The sequence below is a fragment of the Winogradskyella sp. Asnod2-B02-A genome, assembly GCF_045063645.1.
In the GTDB taxonomy this organism is placed as follows: Bacteria; Bacteroidota; Bacteroidia; order Flavobacteriales; family Flavobacteriaceae; genus Winogradskyella.
Map to the genome: position 1 here is coordinate 1 of NZ_JBEFOG010000023.1, position 1,239 is coordinate 1,239.

General features: G+C 36.2%; 1 protein-coding gene. It reads left to right on the top strand.

Features of this window, described 5'->3' with window-relative positions:
* Positions 1-203 precede the first annotated feature (203 nt).
* Complete coding sequence (locus ACJJVO_RS00435; protein WP_405569073.1) at positions 204-1,196, top strand: IS110 family transposase; 993 nt, start codon at positions 204-206, stop codon at positions 1,194-1,196.
* Positions 1,197-1,239 lie beyond the last annotated feature (43 nt).

Here is a 1,239-nt window from a genome sequence, read left to right on the forward strand (position 1 = left end):
CAACGTGTTTCTTTAGTTTACAATAAATATATTTATATAGAAAAAGAGGAGAACTATAACGTGTTTTAGATTAGTGATCCCTTAGACGTACGAGTCCTCTCTTTCTATAAAGTTGCCAAGAACCATTTGGAATACCAGGAGTGTTAATTCCCGATAAAGGAAGTAGTTAAAGCAACATAATTATAAACTTTAATTGTAAAAATATGAAAAATTACAAAGAAGTCGTCGGCATCGATGTCTCAAAAAACACACTAGACGCTTATTGTCACCAATCTCAAGAGCACAGGGAGTTTATCAACGATATTGTAGGTTATAAAAGCCTATTAAAATGGGTTTTAAAAATCACAAAAGGAGATTCTGTTTTTTACTGTTTTGAGAATACAGGCTATTATTCCCTAAAATTAGCACTGTACCTAGATAGTCAAAAGATTGTTTATGTAGAGGAGAGCCCTTTAAAGATTAAGCGTTCCTCAGGTATTGTTAAGGAAAAGACCGACAAATTGGATGCCGTTTTAATAGCGCGTTACGCTTGGCTTTACCGCGAAGAATTGACACCAAGTAAGGTTAAGGGCAAGTCTCATTTGGAGTTAGGTAGATTGTTGGCATTACGGGATCTGTTGGTTAGAAATAATGCAGGTTTAAAAGGGACATTAAAAGAGATGAAAATGCTTTTGTCCAGTCCAACAACAGACACAGGCTGTATTGTGTTAAAACGCAGCATTGATTACCAGGAGAAACAAGTAAGATCGATAGAGGATCGTATACAGGCGATCATATCAGCAGATGCTTCGATGAGCAAGAATTATGAATTACTAACAAGTCTAAAAGGCATTGGATTGGTGATTGCCTGTCAGCTTATCTATCACACAGGTAACTTTACACGTTTTGATAGTTGGCGTGCCTTTTCGAGTTATTGTGGCACAGCACCATATGAACATCGCTCAGGAACGAGTATTTATAGAAAAAAGCAATGTCATTATTTAGGTGATAGAAAAATGAAGAGTTTGCTAAGCATGGCAAGTGTTTCAGCGATACAGCATGATAGCGAATTACGATTGTATTACAATAGAAAACTAGCAGAAGGTAAAGATAAAATGCTAGCCATAAACAACGTTAGGAATAAGTTGATAGCTAGGGCATTTGCCGTGGTAAAAAGAGGAACACCGTATGTGGTCCTTCAGCAATATGCAGCTTAAAAAATAAAACTAAATTTTACTAGGATTTGATCTTGGAATACGT